We start from the raw sequence: 18,132 nt of genomic DNA, 5'->3' as shown, positions 1-18,132 counted from the left end.
TTCATCTGATGGGGATTTTTTGTTTTTAATGGGTTTTAAACAAGATTATCCCAATCATGCTGGAACCTCAAAAAATATATTTAATGAAGAAAATCTGCTGAAATGATTAGACTAAGATTTGATAATGCCTAATTTGAAATATAAAATCACTATTTATAGTGATGTGAAAGAGAAAGTGAAGTAGTAGGTTTGTATTAAAGTTACAATGTGTCAAATTATAAATTTGGAGAATTATAATTGATTCTGTTTGCAGTATTCTTGTGTAGCTTTAATTTGATTGAAAAGTAAAATAATATTTTTTAATTTGGAAATCAGATATTATTACATTACTTGCTCGAGTAATTAGTATTAGCATTGGGGAGCTTTACAACATTATTCGGGCTTAGTAATAAATACTAATCAACTAAACCATTTTCAACTGCATATTTTACGAGACCTGCCGTATTTTTAGCATTTAGTTTAGATAATAAATTACGGCGGTGTGTATTTACAGTATTTAAACTGATAAAAGTTTTTTCGGCAATTTCTGCTGTATTGTATTCATGTGCAATGAGTATTAAAATTTCTTTTTCTCTTGAGCTTAAATCAGCTAGATTGGAAGCGTGTTTTTCAATTTTTAAGCTATTCATTAAATGCTTTTCTTCTAAGTCTTCTGCGAAATAGTTTTCACCATTGGCAATGGAATTAATTGCCTTAAGAAGTTCTTCCTTCTCAGCATTCTTTAATAGATAACCATTTACGCCAATACGTATTAACCTCGAAACAATCATAACATTGCTATGTGTGCTTACAATTAGGATTTTGATATTTGGATATTGTTTTCTTAAAATTTTGCTTAATTCAATTCCATCCATTTCAGGCATACTAATGTCTAAAATTATAAAATTGACAGTACCTCTTTTAATGATTTTTAATGCTTCAATTCCATTTATTGCTTTGTCAACTATAGTGATATTCGATTCCTGTTCTAATAAAGAAATAATTCCTTGTAAGAACATAATGTGATCATCGGCAATAAGCAGGTTTATTTTATTCATGTACAAATATATTAGTTGCTTTTTAATTCGTTAAGTTGCTTTTTTAAGTCAATGCCTTTTATTTTTTTAAATTTTGCTAGAGAGATCGGAATTTCAATATTTACAATTGTACCACGTTTTAATTTTGAGTCAATTACAAAAGAGCCGTTTAGTTTTTTAATTCTATTTTCTAAATTAATGACGCCAATTCCTTTTGATTGATTTTCAGGTTCAAAACCAACTCCATTGTCTTCAAATAAGAGATTTAGTATATTTTCAATATAATTTAATTGAACTTCAATTTCAGAAGCTTTTGCATGTTTAATCGTATTCGTTAAAAGTTCCTGAATGATTTTAAAGGTCTCAATCTGTATATTTTCATTCAATTCGTTTATAGAATTTTTTGGATAAGGAATGAAAGAAATTTTAATGTTACTAGCATCGCCAATATTTAGTAAATAGGATTCTAAAACTTCTAAAAATTTATTCTGTCTAAATTTCTTAGGTAGTAAAGTATGAGATAAATTTCGAACCTGTTGATATGTCTCATCCAGCTGTAGAATAATTCTTTGAATGCTAGATAGATCACTTGATTTTAAGTGGTTTACTTGCAATTTTATAGCTGCTAAATTGCCACCAATACTATCATGAAGTTCTTGTGATATGCGCTGTCTTTCTTTATCTTGACCACTTATTGAAGCTTTAATCAATTCTAATTCTTGTTCTTTTAAAATTCCATTTATTTTCTGATTGCTTATTTCCATTTGTTTAATATTCAATAAGCGCTGAAAAGTAAAACGTTTGTAATATTGAAAAAGAAGACCAATTATTGGAAGTAGCAATATTAGAAAAGCAACAATAATAAAGATTCTAATTTTCTTTTGCTGATAGATTTCGAGCGCTTTTAATTGCTGATCTTTTTTTAAAAGTGAAATTTCATTTCTTTTTTTGTGTACAGAATTTTGGAAAGCTAAAATTGTATTTTCATTATTTTTCGTCAAGATTTCCTCTTGTAGCATCATATTTTTAATTGCTTCTTCTTGATTAGCCATTGTTAATTTTTTGGCTTCATTTTCAAATTTTAAAACTTCAATTTCTTTTTGTTTTTGTGCTATTTTGTATTTGATTTCTAATTCATTAATCTCTTTAATTCTTTCGAGTTTATTGATAGAATCTTTGACAGTTACAGATTTTTCGAAGAATGAATACGCGCTTTTGAAATCGTCTTGTTGAAGGGCAATTTTCTTTAATTCGTCATAAATAGAAGCTTGATTTTGGAGTAATCCAAATTGCATTGATTTTTGAAGAGCTTCAGAAAGTATCGATTTGGCATCAATGTATTTTTTCTGTGAAACATAACAATTACCAATATTATTTCTCGAAATAATCGACAATTGATTCAGTTCATTTTTGTCAGCAAGAACTACCGCTTCCTGAAACATATTTAAAGCTTCCTGGTTTTTGTTTTGGAAGCGATAATTTTCTCCTAAGCCAATTAAAATAACTGTTTTTCCTTGCTCATTATTGGTTTTTTCACAGAGATTTTTCCCTTTTTTATAGAAAACATTAGCGTTGTCATAATCTTTTAGTCTAGAATAAATATCACCAAGATTGATATAACTTCCTAAGATTATTTCACTGTCCTCTTTGTATTCCAAGCACTGTTTAAACAATTTAATAGCATTAGGATAATCTCCCAATTCGACGTAATTCTGAGCTAGACCGTGCGTGTGTACATAAAAAAGATTTTTCTCATTATATTTTAGGGAAACTTCTATGCCCTTAAGATGCCATTTTTTACTTTCATTATACAATCCTTTTTTATTATAATTGATGGCAAGCAAGTTATAGCTTAAAGAAAAAAGACGATTTTTTAGAGAATCATTGACAACCGTATTATGCTTCAAAGCTTGGTTTGTATAATATATTGAAGAATCAATAATGGCTCTCTTGCTAAAATAGTAGGCAAGAAGTAAATTGGTACGAGCTATAGCTCTATTGTCTGCTTTAGATTTTAGAATCTGATGTGCTTTTTTATAGGCCTCTTTTTCTTCTCCATTATTATATAAATTGTAAAGAGCAATTGTAGTTTTATCTTCTTTAATAAGGGCATGCTTTTGGGATACAAAAGACTTCTTTTTATTTTCGATCTGAGCTTTTAGACCAAAGGATAAAAAGATTAAGATGAATACATGAAGTCTTCTTGACCAGATTCTCATACATTTTTGCTTTATAATCTTAATTGAATAAGACTATTTTTTTTAGTTTTGGAAACTTGGAGATTAGGTTTAAGCAAGTTTGAATTTAACAGTTAAAAATACTACAAAACAATTAAATGGACGATTTCTAAAATAAAAATTTTGAACGAAGTTGTGATTTTTTAAACAAAGACAGGCTGTAAATGTATTGTAAACCAGTTTGTTGAAACACTAAAAGTTTCTTAAATAAATTTGAATGCATTTTTTCTTGCAGTAAATTAGTAAAACTATACTTTAAAATTAGAAATTATGAAAGCGAGAATATTTTTTGCTCTGACATTGTTATTGTTAACAATATCGGTCAGTGCGCAGAAGAAGATAGAAGTTGCAGAATTGCCAAAACCTGCACAAGATTTTTTGAAAAAACATTTTAGTCATACCACTGTTGAAACGGCAAAGAAAGATGCTGAACATGGAGAAAAGGGCTACGAAGTTAAATTGAAAGATGGAACAGAAGTAGAATTCTGGAAAGACGGATCGTATCGTGAAGTTGACGGTGGAGATAATCCAATTCCCACTGATTTTATTCCAGATAGTATTAAGGCTTATGTAGCGAAAAATCATCCTAATGAAAAAATAACGCATATTGATTATGGACATAAGGATCTCGATGTAGATTTGACAAATAATATCGATTTGGAGTTTACCAAAGAAGGCAAGATTTTAAAAGACAAAAAAGATGATTAATGATCTTAATTTTTGACTGATTTTTTGAAAATATAAACGTGAAAGAAAATAGTTTATATTTACATCTTCTATTATTTGTTTTATGGAAGAAAATAAACATGTCACGATTTACGATATTGCCGAGAGACTTAATTTGGCAACATCGACCATTTCACGAGCTTTAAAAGATCATCACACAATTAGTGATAAAACGATTAAGAAAGTGAAAAAAACCGCTGAAGAAATGGGATTTGTTCCCAATACTTTAGCAGCAGGTTTGCGTGGTAATAAAACTAAAACCATTGGAGTTCTGATTCCCACCGTTACACAGCCGTTTTTGTCATCATTAATCAGCGGTATCGAAATTACAGCTCAAAAGTCAGATTATACCGTAATTATTATGCAGTCGCACGACTCGTATGAAGAAGAAGTCAATATGGCGAAATCTTTGTACAGCAATCGTGTAAGTGGTGTAATTTGCTCGTTAGCAATGGAAACGCGTGATACATCACATTTTCATCAATTCTCAAATAATAATATTCCGTTAGTTTTTGTCGACAGGGTACCTAAAGATTATAATACTTTCAGAGTCGTAATTGATAATTATTCGGCTGGATATAAGGCAACTAAACACCTTATTGAACAGGGTTGTATCCGTATTGCGCACATTACGGCAGGATCAGAATTAGGAAATTTATATAACGAACGAAAAAGAGGCTATATCGAAGCTTTAAAAGATCATAATGTTGATATCGACGAAAATCTTATTGTCAATTTAAATTCAGTTACTTACGAAGATGGCGTGAAAGCTAGCAACGCTTTATTTGATTTAAAACCAATGCCAGACGGATTATTTGCTCCTGGAGATATTATTGCTGTAAGTGCCGTGCAAACTGCTAAAAAACGTGGCATAAAAGTGCCTGAAGAATTTAAAGTAATTGGTTTTAACAACGATCCAATTTCACAAATAATAGATCCTAATTTGTCAACTATTACGCATCCCGCAGAAAAAATGGGAAAAGCAGCTGCAGAAATTATTATCAAAAACTTGAAATCATCTAAAAATGATGATGCTAAAGAAATTACCTTTTTAAATACAGAAGTACTCGCAAGAGAATCCACTCAAAAATAAAATCAAGAATATTTTTTAAATAATAAAGGCTTATCGATTCGTTTGATAAGCCATAATTTTTATGAAAACAATTACACTTCCAGATGAGATGAATTTAGAAAAATCACAACAAGTTCATGTTGTTGGTTATAGCAGTTCTAAAGACGTTTCGAAACAGCAGATTATTTTAAATCAAAATATTATCAGTTTTTTGATTGAAGGAACAAAAGAAGTCATTTTTGATAATCAAGAATTGTCTATAACTCCTTCGAAATTTATTGTAATCAGATCTGGAAATTGTTTAATGACAGAAAAAAGAACTTCAGAAACGGCACTTTATAAAAGTGTTCTTTTGTTTTTTTCTAATGAAATGCTTCATAATTTCATTAGAAAAATAGAATCTGAAAGATCAGAATCAATTGAACCAAAATCGGTTTATGCATTTGATTATGATGATTTCCTGAAACGTTTTGTAGATAGTTTGGCTGATATTTCTAACCTTTCAAAAGCAATACAGTCAAAATTATTAGAAGTTAAGTTTGAAGAAATTATGCTTTACCTAACAGATAAATACGGTACAGATTTTCTTTATTCCTTAACCACAAACAGCGATGATGCTTCTCAAAAATTCATTAGAACCATTGAAAACAGTCATTTAAGCAAACTAACTTTAAAAGAATTAGCATTTTTATGTAATATGAGTGTCTCTACTTTTAAAAGAGAATTCGAAAAATACTATTCAGAATCACCTATAAAATGGTTTCAAAATAAAAGGCTGGAATATGCACATTATTTGTTGAGTCAAGAAAAAAGCCCTTCTGAAGTTTATTTTGAAGCTGGTTATGAAAACCTTTCAAGCTTCAGTCAGGCTTATAAAATCAAATATGGCGTAACGCCCAAACATCATAAAACGATTTGAGCTTTTAGCAACAGTTTTTGGCTTTTTAGCTAAAATTATTCAAATGTTCAAAATCTAACTTTGCTTAAAATTTTAAAACAGATAAAATGAAAAAGCTAAGTTTAATTTTGGTGATGTCAGCCATTTTTTCGACATCTATTTTTGCACAAAAAACATTTACCTTAACTAGTAAAGATTTAGGAGGAGAAACTACTAAAATTCAAGAATTCAACGGATTTGGATGTTCAGGAGAAAACCAGTCTCCACAGTTATCTTGGAAAAATGCTCCAGAGGGAACCAAAAGTTTTGCTGTAACCATGTACGATCCTGATGCGCCTACAGGAAGCGGATTCTGGCATTGGGTTGTAGTGGATATTCCAGCGAATGTAAATGAATTGGTAACCAATGCAGGAACTAAAAATCTTGTTCCAAAAGGAGCAATTCAAAGTGTTACCGATTATGGAATTAAAGGTTTTGGTGGCCCATGTCCGCCGGTTGGTCACGGATATCATCAATATATCATTACGGTTTATGCTTTAAAAACAGATAAATTGGGAACAGATGAAAACACAAATCCAGCAGTAGTAGGATTTAATCTTTGGAACCAGACTTTGGCGAAAGCCAGTATTGTAGCTTATTACAAAAGATAATATTCAAAAGAAGTAATTAAGAGATTCAATTCTCGAATTTTATCGCACTATAGGCAGGATAGTTTTTTTAATTATCCTGCCTTTCTTTGTTATAGAAATTATTTTTTTGAAAATAATGGGGATAAAATTTTTTTCTTAAATAACAATCCTATATTTTTACGCAACCGATTGCAATTATTGTTTTGTTTATGATAATGTATTTTTTGAATTAAATTTTTATTAAATACGCTTAATTAGAAATGAAATATTGATTCTTTCAAAATAGAGATTGTAAAGAATAAATTAAACTATGGCTTCATTAAGATTTGTTTTTCTGTTTTTTCTCATTTCCTTTTCGTCGTCTGCGCAAAAGGATTATAAATTGTGGCTTCAGTATAATGTTGTGAGTAACTCGGCAATGACTTCCGAATACAATGGCAATCTTAAAGGAATTGTTGTTTTAGGGAATTCAGAAACTATTAAAATTGCTAAGAAAGAACTTCAAACAGGTTTGCAAGATATGTTGGAAATGATTCCAGAAATCAGATCAGATATAAAAGGAGAAAATAATCTAATCGTTGGTTCGCAATCAAGTTTAAATGCCGAAATCAAAAAGGAGTTGAAATCTGATTTTGATAAAATAAATAGTGAAGGTTTTGTCATTAAATCCATTTTATTAAAAAAGAAAAAACAAATCGTTATTACAGGAAAAAATGATGTTGCTGTTTTATACGGAGTTTTTAGTTTTTTGAGAATATTACAAACCAACAAATCAACTAAAAATCTAGACATTATTGATTCTCCCAAAATAAATCTTAGAATCCTAAATCATTGGGATAATCTTGATCGAACTGTAGAACGTGGTTATGCCGGATTTTCACTTTGGAATTGGCAGAAATTGCCAGATTTTATTGATCAGCGTTATATTGATTACGCTAGAGCGAATGCTTCAATCGGGATTAATGGAACGGTTTTAACGAATGTTAATGCCAATGCTTTAATTCTAACTCCCCAATATTTAGAAAAAGTCGAAGCCTTAGCCAATGTTTTCAGACCTTATGGAATTAAAGTCTATTTAACGGCAAGATTTTCGGCTCCAATCGAAATCGGCAATTTAAAAACTGCAGATCCAAAAGATGCTCAAGTGATTAATTGGTGGAAAAATAAAGCAGCGGAAATCTATAAACGAATTCCAGATTTTGGAGGTTTTTTGGTGAAAGCCAATTCAGAAGGTCAGCCAGGTCCGCAAAACTATGGCAGAGATCATGTCGACGGAGCAAATATGCTTGCTGATGCTGTTGCACCTTTTGGCGGAGTAATTATGTGGAGAGCATTTGTATATTCAGAACATGATGCGAATGATCGGGCAAAACAAGCCTACGCCGAATTTCAGCCGTATGATGGGAAATTCAAAGAAAATGTAATTGTTCAAGTCAAAAATGGCGCAATCGATTTTCAGCCAAGAGAACCTTTTCATCCTTTATTTGGAGCAATGCCTAAGACGCCTTTAATGATGGAATTTCAAATCACTCAGGAATATTTAGGTTTTAGCACGCATTTAGTTTTTCTACCAAAATTATTTCAGGAAGTTTTAGAGTCAGATACCTATCAAAAAGAAAAAGGTTCAACCGTTGCCAAAGTTGTTGATGGTACTTTATATAAAAATAAACTAACAGGAATTGCTGGTGTTGCCAATATTGGAAATGATTTAAACTGGACGGGACATCCTTTTGCACAGGCGAATTGGTACGGTTTCGGAAGACTGGCTTGGAATCCATATTTAGATTCTGAAATTATTTCTGACGAATGGTTGAGAAGTACTTTTTCGAACAATGAAGATTTCATCAAACCTGTCAAAAATATCATGATAGAATCTCGTGAAGCTGTTGTAAATTATATGACACCGTTTGGCTTGCATCATATTATGGACACGGGGCATCATTACGGGCCAGGACCTTGGGTTTCGAATTTGTCAAGACCAGAATGGAATCCGACGTATTATCATAAAGCAGACAAAAACGGAATTGGTTTCGATAGATCAAAATCGGGAACAAATGCCATTTCACAATATGCGCCAGAAGTCGCAAATCTTTTTGATAATCTAGAAACGTGTCCAGAAAAAGATCTTTTATGGTTTCATCATGTTTCATGGAATTATAAACTGAAAAACGGACAAACGCTTTGGAATGGTTTAGCATTAAAATATCAGGAAGGTGTAAATCAAGTCAGGGAAATGCAGAATATCTGGAAGAAAACCGAAAAATATATCGACAGTGAACGTTTTCACGAAGTTGAAATGTTGTTAGAAATTCAGTATAAAGAAGCAAAATGGTGGCGCGATGCCTGTTTGCTATATTTTCAGCAGTTTTCAGGAAAAGAACTTCCGGCGGGAGTAGAAAAACCAACGCAGAATTTAGAGTATTTTAAATCATTAAAATTTCCTTTTGCACCGGGAAATGGGTAAATAAGTAACGCAGATGACGCAGATTCGCTATCGCGAAAACGCTGATTTACACGGATTTTTATTATTTTAATTCGAAAAAAAATCTGTTTTTTTCCGTGTCTTCGCGATAGCGAATCCGTTTCATCCGCGTCCAAAAAAATATAGTATAAAAATTATGAGCAAGAAAACGGCAATTGTAACCGGAGGAAATTCGGGATTAGGTTTTGCAACCGCAAAAAAACTTTGTGACAACGGAATCACAACATATATAATTGGAAGATCAAAAGAAAAAACAGAAGAGGCTTGCAAGGAAATTGGAGAAAATGCCATCCCTGTAATCTTTGATTTAAACGATCTAAAAGGGATTCCAGTCATGATCGAAAATATTACCAAAAACAGTCCAATTGATATTTTGGTTAACAATGCCGGAATCAATATGAAAAAAGAATTTGCAGACGTAACGGATGAAGATTTTTTATCAATCATTCACACCAATCTTTTGAGTGTTTTTGCTGTGAGCCGAGAAGTTGTAAAGAACATGAAAGCAAACGGAGGCGGAAGTATTGTCAATATTAGTTCAATGGCATCGCAATACGGAATTCCAAAAGTAATTGCGTACTCTTCAAGCAAAGGTGCTATCGAAGCAATGACTCGTGCTATGGCGGTTGAATTAGCACAGTTTGGTATTCGTGCGAATTGTATTGCTCCAGGATTCATTAAAACCAAAATGTCTTCGACGGCACTTGATAACGATCCGGAAAGAAAAAATAAAGTGTTGGGAAGAACCCCAATGGGCTATTTAGGTGAACCTTCAGACATTGCAGATGCGGTTTATTATTTCGCTTTAAGCGAATCAAAATATACTACCGGTACAGTGTTGCCAGTTGATGGCGGAAATAGTATTGGGTTTTAAACTATAATTAGTAAGGGACAGAGGTTCAAAGGTTCAAAGGCTTTAGGAAGCCACAGATTAAAGGATTAAAAAGATTAAAATCTGCTCAATCTGCAAAATCTGCGGGAAACAAAATTTTGCGACTTCGCGACTTTGCGAGATTAAAAAAATAAGCAGTATGATAAAAATGCAACAAACCATGCGATGGTTCGGGCCAAATGATAACGTCAAATTAATTGACATTAGACAAGCTGGTGCAACGGGAATTGTAACCGCATTGCACCAAATTCCTGTTGGTGAAATCTGGAGCATTGAAGCGATAAAAGAAAGACAGGAAATCATTCGCAATTACGGTTTGGAATGGACTGTAGTGGAAAGTCTTCCTGTTCATGAAGAAATCAAACGAGCTTCTGGAAATTATCTGCAATACATTGAAAATTATAAAATTAGTCTGCAAAATCTGGCAGAATGTGGTATCAAAATCATAACCTACAATTTCATGCCGATTCTGGATTGGGTGCGAACGAATCATAATTTTATAAACGAAGACGGAAGCAGAGCTTTGCTGTATAATCAGGATGCGTTTACTTATTTTGATGTTTTTCTTTTGAAAAGACCAAATTCAGAAAACGATTATTCTGATGCTGAAAAAGAAAAAGCGTTACAGTTTGGAAATCAATTGTCGGAAGAGGAAAAAGCATTATTGTTTAAAAATGTTTTGTTAGGATTACCGGGCAGTAAAATCAATTTTACGGCAGAACAGATTTTGTCTCTTTTAAAAAATTATGCCGAAATCGATAATCAAAAATTAAGAGAAAATCTGCTTTATTTTTTATCAGAAGTAACGCCGATTGCGGAGAAAAACCAACAAAAATTAGCCATTCATCCCGATGATCCGCCGTTTTCGGTTTTAGGTCTTCCCAGAATCGTTTCAACAGAAGCCGATTTGAAAGCAATTTTTAGCGCCGTTCCATCAATAGCAAACGGGTTGTGTTATTGTACAGGTTCGTTAAGCGCAGATCCGAAAAACAATCTGGAAAAAATAATAGACGATTTTGGAAACCGAATTCACTTTTTACACCTGAGAAATACCATCCGCGAAAGCGAAACTATTTTTAGGGAATCAGAGCTTTTAAACGGTGATGTTAAAATGGAAGTGATTGTTGAGAGATTATTATTGCTAATGAATAAAACCAAAACAAGTCTCCCAATGCGCCCAGATCATGGTTTTTTGCATCGAGTTGATGAAGAAACCGAAACATATCCCGGTTATTCGTTAACTGGAAGATTAAAAGGTTTGGCAGAGTTACGAGGTTTGGAAATGGGAATTGGCTATAAATTGAATTTGTAATTGTTTTTAAAATAATACGTATTATTTGTCATTTCGACCGAAGGGAGAAATCACACAAGAAATTCCACACAGAATGTCGCCAATCTTTGTCGATTCCCGAGTGTGATTTCTCCCTTCGGTCGAAATGACAAAATAGAAGCAGAAAAAAAATCAGATTCTATGTGTTCAAAAATTAAAATTTCATACTTAATCCTACTGTTTTTCCTAATCGGATTAAGCGCAAATTCCTATGCTATAACTCCAGAGAAATATGTAGTCAATCAGGCTTCTAAAGAAAATTTTCCTTTGGTTTCAAAAGGGAAAATAACTCCGATTTTGGTTGATGATAAAGATTATGCAGGAGTTTTAAAAGTAACAGGACATTTAGAAAATGATCTTTTTAAAGTTTCCGATTTACATTCGAAAAGAATAAAAAAGATTTTAGAGGCAGAAGATTTTGTGGTCATTATTGGCACATTCGGAAAAAGTGAAATCATCAATCAATTAGTCAAAAATGGAAAAATTGATGCAAATCTGCTTCAAGGAAAATGGGAGAAATTTACCACTCAGATTGTCGAAAATCCGTTTAAAGGAATCAAGAAAGCATTGGTGATTGCAGGTTCAGATAAACGAGGAACGATTTACGGAATCTATGATTTGTCTAATCAAATTGGTATTTCGCCTTGGTATTATTGGGCAGATGTTCCCGTTAAAAAACAATCAGAGTTGCATGTTCTGCCTGGAATTCATTCGCAGGGAGAACCAAAAGTAAAATATAGGGGAATTTTTATAAACGATGAAGCTCCGGCTTTATCAGGCTGGGCATTCGAAAAATTTGGTGGATTCAATTCGAAATTTTATGATAAAGTTTTTGAATTGATTTTGCGAATGAAAGGCAATTATTTATGGCCAGCCATGTGGGGTAGAATGTTTTATGTTGAAGATTCGCAGAATGCTGTTTTGGCCGATGAATACGGAGTTGTAATGGGAACTTCGCATCATGAACCATTAACGAGAGCACACGCTGAATGGGGGAAATCAAATGGGAAATGGGATTTTACAACCAATTCAGAAGCTTTGATTCAATTCTGGAAAGACGGAATTAAAAGAATGGGAAATAAAGAAACCATCGTTACGGTTGGAATGCGTGGTGATGGTGACGAGCCTATGACGGAAGGAACTGCAATTGGATTGCTGGAAAATATCGTAAAAAACCAAAGAAATATTATTGCTGAAGTTACTAAAAAACCCGCTGAAGAAACACCACAAATGTGGGCGCTTTACAAAGAAGTTCAGGATTATTATGATAAAGGAATGAGAGTTCCAGACGATGTAACGCTCTTATTATGTGATGATAATTGGGGAAATATTAGAAAGCTTCCTGAATTGAACGCAAAACCAAGAAAAGGCGGTTATGGAATTTATTACCATTACGATTATGTTGGTGGGCCAAGAAATTATAAATGGATTAACACCAACCAAATTGAAAGAGTTTGGGAACAAATGGATTTAGCGTATCAATATGGAGTTGATAAAATTTGGATTGTAAATGTAGGCGACATCAAACCAATGGAATTTCCGATAGAATTTTTCTTAGATATGGCATGGAATCCTGAAAAGTTTAATGCAGAAAATCTACAAGATTATTATATGAATTGGGCTAAAGAGAATTTCGGAAATCAGTTTACAGAGGAAATAGCTGTTATTTTAAAATTATACACAAAATACAATGCGCGAAGAAAACCAGAATTATTGAATGCTAAAACGTACAGTATAATTAATTATAATGAAGCAGATCGAGTTGTGGCAGATTATCAGAAATTGGTTGAAAAAGCCAATGCTATAAATGAGAAATTAAAGCCAGAATATAAATATGCTTTTTATCAACTGGTTTTGTTTCCTGTTTTGGTGAGCTCGAATTTAAATGAATTATATGGCGCAACAGCTAAAAATCATTTGTATGCAGAACAGGGAAATGCGATTGCAAATGATTATGCTGAAAAAGTAAAAACATTATTTGAAAGAGATAGTTTGCTTACGAATGATTATCATACGAAATTAGCAAATGGCAAATGGAATCACATGATGTCGCAAACGCATATTGGTTACGATAACTGGCAGCAGCCTGATAAAAATGTGATTCCTAAAACAAAAACAGTTGGAGTTTCAAACAAAACTCAAGCAAAAATTTCTGCTGAGAATTTCCCAAAAGCTGCAATATCTATCAATAAAAAAATAGATAATGTTCGAGGTTTTGTTGAGAACGACGGTTACATTTCTATAGAAAGTAAAAATTATTCTAAAGCCATAAACTCGGATGCGGTAAAATGGACTGTAATTCCAAATCTTGGTAAAACAGATTCAGGAATAACAATAAAACCTTCGAATATTCAACCGATTGAAATCTCAGAACAATCGCCGAGATTAGAATATGATGTTCATTTTTTTAGCAAAGGAAAGATAAAAGTAAAAACTTATTTTTCTCCGACAATTAATTTTAAAATGGGAGACGGACTAAAATACGGAATTGCTTTCGATTTAGAAAAACCGCAAATCATGAACCTCAACACAGATTCTACAGAAAAAGCTTGGGCAGAATCGGTTGCGAATAATATTAAAATAATAACCTCAACACATCAAATAGAAAAGGCAGGAAATCATGTTTTGAAAATATATGCAATTGATTCGGCTTTGGTGCTTCAGAAAATTGTAATTGAAACCGAAGAAGGCAAAGTTTTGGAGTCGTATTTAGGTCCGCCAGAGAGTTTTAGGAAGGAATAATACACAACGTTTGTCATTTCGACTGAAAGGAGAAATCGCACTAGAAACTCCGTGCAGAAAGTCGTCAATCTTTGTCAAATCCCGAGTGTGATTTCTCCTCCGTCGAAATGACAAACTGAATGAATAAAAAACTATTAACTATTTAAACCAAAAAACTATGAAATGCATTAAACCTTATTTATTTGCCGTCACGACTTTGCTGGCTGTCAGTTGTACTTCACAAAAAGAAACAGCGTCATTAAAAGATGTTTACAAAGATGATTTCTACATTGGAACTGCTTTAAGTGCAGATCAAATCGAACAAAAAGATAAAAAAGTAGATTCTTTGATTCAAAAAGAATTCAATGCGATTACAGCAGAAAACATTATGAAATCAATGTTTACACATCCGCAGAAGGATAAATACGATTTCACATTGTCTGATAAATTTGTGGCATATGGCGAAAAGAATAAAATGTTTATTCATGGACATACTTTGATTTGGCACAGTCAGTTAGCTCCTTGGATGGAAAAGATTGCCGACAGTACAGAAATGAAAGCGTTTATGAAAGATCATATCACTACGATGGTTTCCAAATATAAAGGCAGAATCAATTCTTGGGATGTTGTAAACGAAGCTTTAAATGAAGACGGAACTTTAAGGCAATCCGTTTTTTTGAAGACTCTTGGAGAAAAATATTTAGTTGATGCTTTTAAATTAGCTGCAAAAGCTGACCCAAAAGCGGAATTATATTATAACGATTATAATATAGAAGAACCAGCAAAAAGGGCAGGAGCAATTGCTTTAATAAAAAAAATAAAAGCGGAAGGCGGAAAAGTAGATGGAGTTGGAATTCAGGGACATTGGCGATTACAAAGTCCGTCATTAGAAGAAATTGAAAAAAGTATTTTAGAATATTCGGCTTTAGGAATTAAAGTTGCTTTTACAGAATTGGATATTACGGTTTTACCAAATCCGTGGGATTTAAAAGGAGCAGAGATCAGTCAGAAATTTGAAGGAAACGAGAAAATGAATCCGTATCCAAAAACGTTACCAGATTCTATTCAAAACAAGCTTGCAGAACGTTACGCTTCGATTTTTAAATTATTTTTGAAACACAAAGATAAAATCAGCAGAGTTACTTTTTGGGGCGTTCACGACGGGCAATCTTGGTTAAATGACTGGCCAATAAAAGGCAGAACAAATTATCCGCTGCCGTTTGATGCGACTTTAAGACATAAAAAAGCATACGATAGTATTTTAAAGCTGAAAGAAACCGAAGAATAAGCATTAAAAAAGAGTATGTTTTGATAATAAATCAACAATCGGTTGTGATTTGTATAATAACTTAAATAAGGCAAACTAAATTTGCATAATATGTTTTTTTATATAATTTTACACAACCGATTGTTTTTAATAATATAAAAAAGATCTCCTATTTTTAGGAATGAAGGAATGACCAAAAAAACTAACTAACTTTATTTTTTAGAAACCACTTTTGCTTACATAACTATCAACAAATGACCACAAACCCGCGAATGACTAACATTTCACAAAAACTATCCATCAAAGAAAAAATCGGATACAGCTTAGGAGACTTAGCCGCCAATTTGGTTTTTCAGACTTTGATGACGTATCTAGCGTATTTTTATACAGACATTTACGGATTATCGCCAACGGATTCTTCCATCATCATGCTGATAGTTGGATTAATTGCAGCTTTTATTTTTAATCCAATTATTGGTGTTTTAGCGGACAGAACAAGTACCAAATGGGGAAAGTTTAGACCTTGGATTTTAATAACCGCGATTCCGCTTGGAGTAGTGGCGTTATTAGCATTTTCAACACCAGATTTCTCATATAAAGGGAAAGTAATTTATGCTATTATAACGTATACTTTACTGTTGCTTTTTTATGCCGGAAACAATCTGCCATATTCTGCTTTAAGTGGAGTAATTACTGGAGATATGAGGGAGCGAAATAGTATGTCATCGTACCGTTTTGTGGCGGTGATGTTTGCCCAGTTTTTCGTTCAAGTTTTCATGCTCGGAATTATTAAAAGCGCTGGAAACGGCGATAAAGCGGTTGGGATTGAGAAAGTAATGACCGCTCTAGCAATTATTGGAACGATTATGCTTTTGATTACTTTTTTGACTACAAAAGAAAGAATCATTCCGAAACCAGAACAAAAGTCAAGTGTTAAAGAAGATTTGAGTGATTTAATCAAAAACAGACCTTGGATAATCATACTTACGCTAACGACTTTGGTTTTTGTAACTTTAGCGATGAAAGGTGGTTCATACGTGTATTATTTTGAGAATTACGTTAACAAAGGTCAGCTAGCTGTTTTTATTCAGCCAATATTAGATTTTCTAACTTCGATTGGATTGAATCATTTTGGTAACGATCCAGTTTCTGCGGGTTTTGGTTTATTCAATGCAGGAGGAATTATCTTTATGATTGTTGGTATTACATTGTCTAAAAACTTGGCAGACAAATACGGAAAAAGAAATGTTTTCGGGATATTTTTATTCATTTCAACTTTGTTTATTATCGCTTTTTATTTCTTTCCACCAGCCTCAATCGGCTTGATGTTTTTCTCTCAGATTTTACACGGATTTTTCTACGGAATCACAATTCCAATTCTTTGGGCAATGATTGCCGATGTTGCTGATTATTCAGAATGGCTGAATAACCGTCGCGCAACCGCAATTATTTTCTCTGCTATGATGGTTGGTCTGAAAACAGGATTAAGTGTTGGAGGAGCCTTAACAACCTTATTTTTAGGTTATTTCCACTATGTTCCAAATGCACCTCAGCAGTCAGAAACAGCTATAAGCGGAATCAAATTATTAGTGAGTATTTTCCCTGCAATCCCTTTTTTAATTGGAGCTGGATTGCTGTTTTTCTATAAAATCAATAAAGAAATGGAAGTGAAGATCGAAACAGAACTAAAAGAAAGAAGAACTTAATTATTTAAACAAAATAGCACTATGCCTGAAGATAGCATTGAACACATTAATTTTGAACAAATTAATGAACTGGCGATTTCAAAGCCTTTAGTATCACATATTTATACTGCCGATCCTTCGGCGCATGTATTCAATGGTAAAATTTATATTTATCCATCGCACGACATCGATGCAGGAATTCCGTTTAACGATAATGGAGATCATTTTGGGATGGAAGATTATCACGTTTTTTCGATGGACAACATTTCATCAGAAGCGGTTGATAATGGGGTTGCGCTACATGTAGACGATGTTGCATGGGCCGAAAAGCAAATGTGGGCGCCTGATGCAGCTCATAAAAATGGAAAGTATTATTTGTATTTCCCAGCCAAACGTGCCAACGGAATTTTCCAGATTGGAGTTGCTATTGCGGACTCACCTGTAGGTCCTTTTATTCCCGAAAAAGAAGCGATAAAAGGAAGCTACAGTATTGATCCAGCGGTTTTTGAAGACGAAGATGGTAAACATTATATCTATTTTGGAGGGATTTGGGGCGGACAGCTGCAGAAATACCGAAATAATAAATACGATGAAAATAACGAAGAGCCTTTGGCAAAAGAAAAAGCTTTGGGGCCAATTGTAGCTTTGTTAAGAGATGATATGTTGGAATTTGCAGAAGATCCAAAAGAGATTAAAATTTTGGATGAAAATGGAAATGAGATTCTTGCAGGCGATAATAATCGTCGTTTTTTTGAAGCTTCTTGGGTTCATAAATACAAGGAAAAATATTATTTCTCTTATTCAACTGGAGATACACATTTTATTTGCTATGCGATTGGCGACACTCCGTATGGACCGTTTACATATCAAGGAAGGATTTTGAATCCTGTTGTGGGTTGGACATCTCACCATTCAATTTGTGAAGTAGAAGGAGAATGGTATTTGTTTTATCACGATTCTAGTTTGTCAAAAGGAGTAACGCATTTAAGAAGTATGAAAGTAACCAAAATTGATTATTTAGAAGATGGTTCGATTATTACGATTGATCCTTATGGAATAAGAAGATTAATCGATTAAGATTTTTTGTAAAAAAAAAGAATTAGCAAAAATTACAATCGGTTGTATTTTGCTTTTTGTCATTGCTAGGAACGAAGCAAGCATATTTGCTAAATCCAAA

The 18,132-nt window shown here is 33.0% G+C and carries 13 protein-coding genes; 11 read left to right on the top strand and 2 right to left on the bottom strand.

The features are described from left to right. Nucleotides 1-395: 395 nt before the first annotated feature. Both OD917_RS22400 and OD917_RS22395 read right to left on the bottom strand, forming a co-directional pair. The gene (locus OD917_RS22400) at nt 396-1,037 is read right to left on the bottom strand and encodes a response regulator transcription factor (protein WP_263525596.1); all 642 of its coding nucleotides are present in this window, start codon (nt 1,035-1,037) and stop codon (nt 396-398) included. A gap of 11 nt (nt 1,038-1,048) precedes the next feature. Continuing rightward, nucleotides 1,049-3,235 carry a sensor histidine kinase gene (locus OD917_RS22395; protein ID WP_263525595.1) on the bottom strand — a complete coding sequence of 729 codons (2,187 nt, stop codon included), beginning with the start codon at nt 3,233-3,235 and terminating at the stop codon, nt 1,049-1,051. A gap of 288 nt (nt 3,236-3,523) precedes the next feature. Here OD917_RS22395 and OD917_RS22390 point away from each other — a divergent pair, with 288 nt between their 5' ends. From OD917_RS22390 to OD917_RS22340, 11 genes are all read left to right on the top strand, one after another. Continuing rightward, nucleotides 3,524-3,961, top strand: a complete 438-nt coding sequence (locus OD917_RS22390) for a PepSY-like domain-containing protein (protein WP_263525594.1) — start codon at nt 3,524-3,526, stop codon at nt 3,959-3,961. Nucleotides 3,962-4,043: 82 nt separating this feature from the next. After that, entirely contained in the window at nt 4,044-5,072 is a 1,029-nt protein-coding gene (locus tag OD917_RS22385) for a LacI family DNA-binding transcriptional regulator (RefSeq protein WP_111287928.1), read from the top strand. A 61-nt stretch (nt 5,073-5,133) separates the two neighbouring features. Further along, the gene (locus OD917_RS22380) at nt 5,134-5,970 is read left to right on the top strand and encodes a helix-turn-helix domain-containing protein (protein WP_263525593.1); all 837 of its coding nucleotides are present in this window, start codon (nt 5,134-5,136) and stop codon (nt 5,968-5,970) included. Nucleotides 5,971-6,056: 86 nt separating this feature from the next. After that, nucleotides 6,057-6,599 carry a YbhB/YbcL family Raf kinase inhibitor-like protein gene (locus OD917_RS22375; protein ID WP_263525592.1) on the top strand — a complete coding sequence of 181 codons (543 nt, stop codon included), beginning with the start codon at nt 6,057-6,059 and terminating at the stop codon, nt 6,597-6,599. Between the two features lie 289 nt (nt 6,600-6,888). After that, nucleotides 6,889-9,042 (top strand): alpha-glucuronidase family glycosyl hydrolase, encoded by a 2,154-nt coding sequence (locus OD917_RS22370; protein WP_263525591.1) that lies wholly within the window; start codon nt 6,889-6,891, stop codon nt 9,040-9,042. A gap of 154 nt (nt 9,043-9,196) precedes the next feature. After that, the gene (locus tag OD917_RS22365) at nt 9,197-9,934 is read left to right on the top strand and encodes an SDR family NAD(P)-dependent oxidoreductase (RefSeq protein WP_263525590.1); all 738 of its coding nucleotides are present in this window, start codon (nt 9,197-9,199) and stop codon (nt 9,932-9,934) included. Nucleotides 9,935-10,100: 166 nt separating this feature from the next. After that, complete coding sequence (gene uxuA, locus OD917_RS22360; RefSeq protein WP_263525598.1) at nt 10,101-11,264, top strand: mannonate dehydratase; 1,164 nt, start codon at nt 10,101-10,103, stop codon at nt 11,262-11,264. Nucleotides 11,265-11,423: 159 nt separating this feature from the next. Beyond that, nucleotides 11,424-14,024, top strand: a complete 2,601-nt coding sequence (locus OD917_RS22355; RefSeq protein ID WP_263525589.1) for a glycosyl hydrolase 115 family protein — start codon at nt 11,424-11,426, stop codon at nt 14,022-14,024. Nucleotides 14,025-14,181: 157 nt separating this feature from the next. Next, nucleotides 14,182-15,291 carry an endo-1,4-beta-xylanase gene (locus OD917_RS22350; protein ID WP_263525588.1) on the top strand — a complete coding sequence of 370 codons (1,110 nt, stop codon included), beginning with the start codon at nt 14,182-14,184 and terminating at the stop codon, nt 15,289-15,291. Nucleotides 15,292-15,542: 251 nt separating this feature from the next. Then, nucleotides 15,543-16,976: an MFS transporter gene (locus tag OD917_RS22345; RefSeq protein WP_263525587.1), complete on the top strand. Its 1,434-nt coding sequence runs from the start codon at nt 15,543-15,545 to the stop codon at nt 16,974-16,976. Nucleotides 16,977-16,997: 21 nt separating this feature from the next. Next, nucleotides 16,998-18,032, top strand: coding sequence for a glycoside hydrolase family 43 protein (locus tag OD917_RS22340; protein ID WP_263525586.1), 1,035 nt, complete (start codon nt 16,998-17,000; stop codon nt 18,030-18,032). Nucleotides 18,033-18,132: the final 100 nt, after the last annotated feature.

Origin of the sequence: Flavobacterium sp. SH_e (assembly GCF_025717045.1) — a bacterium.
Taxonomy (GTDB): Bacteria; Bacteroidota; Bacteroidia; order Flavobacteriales; family Flavobacteriaceae; genus Flavobacterium.
The sequence above is the reverse complement of the archived record's forward strand: the minus strand, read 5'-3'. Positions and strand labels throughout refer to the sequence as shown.

What these genes read in the sequence shown, in the direction of transcription:
- OD917_RS22365 (WP_263525590.1), top strand. Translation starts at nt 9,197, where the DNA reads ATGAGCAAGAAAACGGCAATTGTAACCGGAGGAAATTCGGGATTAGGT.
- OD917_RS22400 (WP_263525596.1), bottom strand. Translation starts at nt 1,037, where the DNA reads ATGAATAAAATAAACCTGCTTATTGCCGATGATCACATTATGTTCTTA.
- OD917_RS22340 (WP_263525586.1), top strand. Translation starts at nt 16,998, where the DNA reads ATGCCTGAAGATAGCATTGAACACATTAATTTTGAACAAATTAATGAA.
- OD917_RS22370 (WP_263525591.1), top strand. Translation starts at nt 6,889, where the DNA reads ATGGCTTCATTAAGATTTGTTTTTCTGTTTTTTCTCATTTCCTTTTCG.
- OD917_RS22380 (WP_263525593.1), top strand. Translation starts at nt 5,134, where the DNA reads ATGAAAACAATTACACTTCCAGATGAGATGAATTTAGAAAAATCACAA.
- OD917_RS22385 (WP_111287928.1), top strand. Translation starts at nt 4,044, where the DNA reads ATGGAAGAAAATAAACATGTCACGATTTACGATATTGCCGAGAGACTT.
- OD917_RS22390 (WP_263525594.1), top strand. Translation starts at nt 3,524, where the DNA reads ATGAAAGCGAGAATATTTTTTGCTCTGACATTGTTATTGTTAACAATA.
- OD917_RS22345 (WP_263525587.1), top strand. Translation starts at nt 15,543, where the DNA reads ATGACTAACATTTCACAAAAACTATCCATCAAAGAAAAAATCGGATAC.
- OD917_RS22350 (WP_263525588.1), top strand. Translation starts at nt 14,182, where the DNA reads ATGAAATGCATTAAACCTTATTTATTTGCCGTCACGACTTTGCTGGCT.
- OD917_RS22355 (WP_263525589.1), top strand. Translation starts at nt 11,424, where the DNA reads ATGTGTTCAAAAATTAAAATTTCATACTTAATCCTACTGTTTTTCCTA.
- OD917_RS22395 (WP_263525595.1), bottom strand. Translation starts at nt 3,235, where the DNA reads ATGAGAATCTGGTCAAGAAGACTTCATGTATTCATCTTAATCTTTTTA.
- OD917_RS22375 (WP_263525592.1), top strand. Translation starts at nt 6,057, where the DNA reads ATGAAAAAGCTAAGTTTAATTTTGGTGATGTCAGCCATTTTTTCGACA.
- uxuA (WP_263525598.1), top strand. Translation starts at nt 10,101, where the DNA reads ATGCAACAAACCATGCGATGGTTCGGGCCAAATGATAACGTCAAATTA.